The organism is Burkholderia sp. BDU5 (assembly GCF_001522845.1).
In the GTDB taxonomy this organism is placed as follows: Bacteria; Pseudomonadota; Gammaproteobacteria; order Burkholderiales; family Burkholderiaceae; genus Burkholderia; species Burkholderia mayonis.
This window is the reverse complement of sequence record NZ_LOWC01000071.1, coordinates 1-3,110: the sequence shown is the minus strand read 5'-3', so window position 1 is coordinate 3,110 and position 3,110 is coordinate 1. Positions and strand designations below refer to the sequence as shown.

The 3,110-nt window shown below is 70.6% G+C and carries 3 protein-coding genes; all 3 read right to left on the bottom strand.

What is annotated here, in order from left to right; genetic code table 11:
- Positions 1 to 238: hypothetical protein (locus WS69_RS13245; protein ID WP_197419253.1), on the bottom strand; the 238-nt coding region annotated here is incomplete at its 3' end.
- A gap of 12 nt (positions 239 to 250) precedes the next feature.
- A complete protein-coding gene (locus tag WS69_RS13240) occupies positions 251 to 1,804 on the bottom strand; it encodes an efflux transporter outer membrane subunit (protein WP_059471225.1) in 1,554 nt (517 codons plus the stop codon).
- Positions 1,805 to 1,921: 117 nt separating this feature from the next.
- Positions 1,922 to 2,965, bottom strand: a complete 1,044-nt coding sequence (locus tag WS69_RS13235; RefSeq protein ID WP_059471224.1) for a glycosyltransferase family 2 protein — start codon at positions 2,963 to 2,965, stop codon at positions 1,922 to 1,924.
- Between the last annotated feature and the right edge of the window lie 145 nt (positions 2,966 to 3,110).

Below are 3,110 nucleotides of genomic sequence, written 5' to 3'. Positions count from 1 at the left end.
GCTCGGCGTGCTCGGCGTGCTCGGCGTGCTCGGCGTGCTCGGCGTGCTCGGCGTGCTCGGCGTCGACGGCGGTCTTGTCCGACGCGCTGGCATGCTCGACGGCGGTATCGTTCGAATCTCTCGTATACACAATGGTGATGGCGTTGGATGGGTTCGTGTTGGATGGGTCCGGGTGAGCGGCATGCTTGCCCATGTCGACGGGGTCATCGGCGGGACCATCGGCGGGGTCGTCGTGCATGCGCTCGGTCGATCAATCGTGCGCCGGCCCGGCCGGCCGCGACGCCGCCGCGAACGGCTTGCCCGCCTGCGCGAGCGGCGCGCCGCTCGCCTGCCGTCCGTCGAAGCCGCCGCCCAGCGCACCGATCAGCCCCACCCGCAGCGTCCGCCGACGCGCCTGCAGCTCGATCGCGTGCGCCCGCTCGTCCAGCAGCGTCAGCCGCGCCAGGTTCACGTCCTTCTGCATCCCCATCCCCCGCCGGTGCCGCTCCTCCGCCAGCGCCACCATCCGCTGCGCCGAGCGCACCGCCTGCTGCTGTTCCTTCAGCAGCGTATCGACCGTCGACAGCGACGTCAGTTGCCGCGCCACCTCGCCCAGCGCCCCATCCACCGTCTGGTTGTACTGCGCCAGCGCCACGTCCGCGTTCGCCACGTCGCCCCCCAGCTTCGCCTTCAGCCGGCCGCGATCGAAGATCGGCAGCGACAGCGCCGGCCCGATCGAGCCGCCCAGCGCATCCCGCGAGAACAGCGACGCCGGCGTCAGCGCGAACAGTCCGCCCAGCGCCGCCAGGTTCACGTCCGGGTAGAACGACGCGCGCGTGCCGTCGATCGCCGCGTACGCCGATTCCACCCGCAGCCGCGCCGCGACGATGTCCGGCCGCCGCCCCAGCAGCGCCGCCGGCAGCCGCGCCGGCAGCGGTGCGTCGGCGAGCGGCGCGAGCCTCGGCCGCGCGAGCGACAGCCCCCGCTCCGGCCCGCGGCCCGTCAGCACCCCCAGTTGCAGCTTCAGCAACTGGATCTGCTCGTCGGTCAGCGCGATCTGCTCGAGCAGCTTGCTGCGCTTGAGCGCCGCGTCGTCCGCGTCGTAGCCGTTGTCGATCCCGCGCGCCGCGCGCTCGCGCAGCACCGTCTCGACCTGCTCGCTCGAGCGGCGCTTCTGCTGCAGCAGGTCGCGCAGCGCGCAGGCCCGGTCCAGCTCGCCGTACAGCGTCACCACCGCCACCGACAGCGTGAGCCGCGCCTGCTCCGCCTCGACCCGCGCCGCGTCGCGCATCGACATCAAGCCGCGCGTCGCCGCCGCGTTCTTGCCCCACAGGTCCAGCTGGTAGTTCAGCCCGACGAACAGCGACGATGACGACATCACCGATTCGCCGACGAGCGGCACCGACACCGGGAAGCCGTTCACCACCGTGTTCACGGTGCCGCCCGAGCGCGGCAGGTGCGCCTTGCTCAGCGATGCGCCCGCCGTCGCCGTCAGGCCCGTCAGCGACTCGAACTGCTGCAGTTGCGACTGCGCGACGCCGATCCGCGCCTGCGCGGCCTGCAGCGTCGGGTTGCGCTGCAGCGCTTCGCCGACCAGCGTGTCGAGCTGCGGATCGCCGAACTGCCTGACCCAGTCGGGGCTCGGCCACGCGCCGTGCGTGGCGCCGCCCGTCGTCTGCGCGAGCGCGTCGTCGTCCGGCTCGCGCGGCGCGAGCGTCGGCTTGAAGCCCGACGGCACGCAGCCGGCGAGCGTCCATGCGAGTGTCGCGAGCGCGAGCCAGTTCGCCGCACGTCCGACTGTCGTTCTCGTTGCTTCCTGATTCATCCGCGTCGGGTGTCCTTCATGCGCGCCGGGTCGTTTGTCATGGTGTAACGTCGAATGCGTCAAGTTCGACAGATCTTCCGCCTACGGTCTGGTTGCGTCGGCAAGCTGATTCCGGTGTTATCTCGCGGCGATCTCGCCATCGTGACTCAAATCGTCTGACATCGCGTCGCGGCGAGGTTCGTTCGGGCTGCTTGACGATTCCGGTTGCCCCGTGCTGCGTTGCTGCACGCTCGCCCAAGCCGCCCCGCGCGAGCGCGCTGCGTCGATCGCCCCCAAGCGGCCGAACACTCCGTCGAGCACGCCCAGCGCGATCCCGCGCAGCTTCGCCCCCTTCTCCCGCTCGCACAGCACCACCTGGATCACCTGCCACACCGTCAGCAGATTCGGCACCAGCGCGACCGGAAACCGCAAACCGTACTGCAGCCCCACCTGCATCGCGTTGCGCGCGCCGTAATACCGCCGCTGCCACGAATGGTGCATCGCGCTCAGCTCGAACGGCCCCACCCGGTGCCGCCGGCGCGCGCCGATCCGGTGCGTCAGCACGAGCGACGGCACCACGTACAGCGGCACGTTGCGCGCCAGCGCCCGCAGGCAATACTCCGTGTCGACGTGATCGATGAACAGCGCCTCGTCGAACCGCCCCAGCTCCGTATAGGCCGCCCGCGAGATCACGCTGCCCGACGAGATCAGGAACGCGCAGCGCTGCGGCGCCGTCTTGCCTTCCACCGGCACCCGATGCACCGTCACGCCGCTCGTCATCAGCTCCGGCAGGAACCGCCGATCGTTCGCGTCGTAGATCCGCGGCCCCGCGATGAACGCGCCCGCGCCCAGCCGCGCGCACGCATCGCGCATCTGCGCCAGGAACGTCGCCGGCACCGTCGAATTCTGGTCGAACAGCGCGACCGCGTCGATGCCCTGCGCGAACAGCGCCGACAGCCCCGCGTTGTACGCGCCCGCCACCCCGCCACGGTTGCCGTGGTGCCGCCACACGACGTTCGCCCGCGACGCCAGCGCGCGCACCCGCTCGCGCGCCGGCGGGTATTCCTGCGGCGTGTTGTCGACCACCGCGAGCGCGTCGCTGTCGCGCGCGAGCGCCTCCAGCCCCGATAGCTGCTCGTCCGTCGGGTAATACAGAATCACCAGCGCGCCCAAGGTCGTCATCGTGCTTCCTTCGGTGGTTCGGGGTTGTCGCTTCGTTGTCGCTTCGATGCCTCAAGTCGTCAGGACTTCGACGCATCGCCCTTCGTCTTCGTCTTCGTCTTCGTCTTCGTCTTCGTCTTCGTCTTCGTCTTCGTCTTCGTCTTCG

Coding starts and splice junctions, on each gene's coding strand:
- WS69_RS13240 (WP_059471225.1), bottom strand. CDS start 1,804: ATGAATCAGGAAGCAACGAGAACGACAGTCGGACGTGCGGCGAACTGG.
- WS69_RS13235 (WP_059471224.1), bottom strand. CDS start 2,965: ATGACGACCTTGGGCGCGCTGGTGATTCTGTATTACCCGACGGACGAG.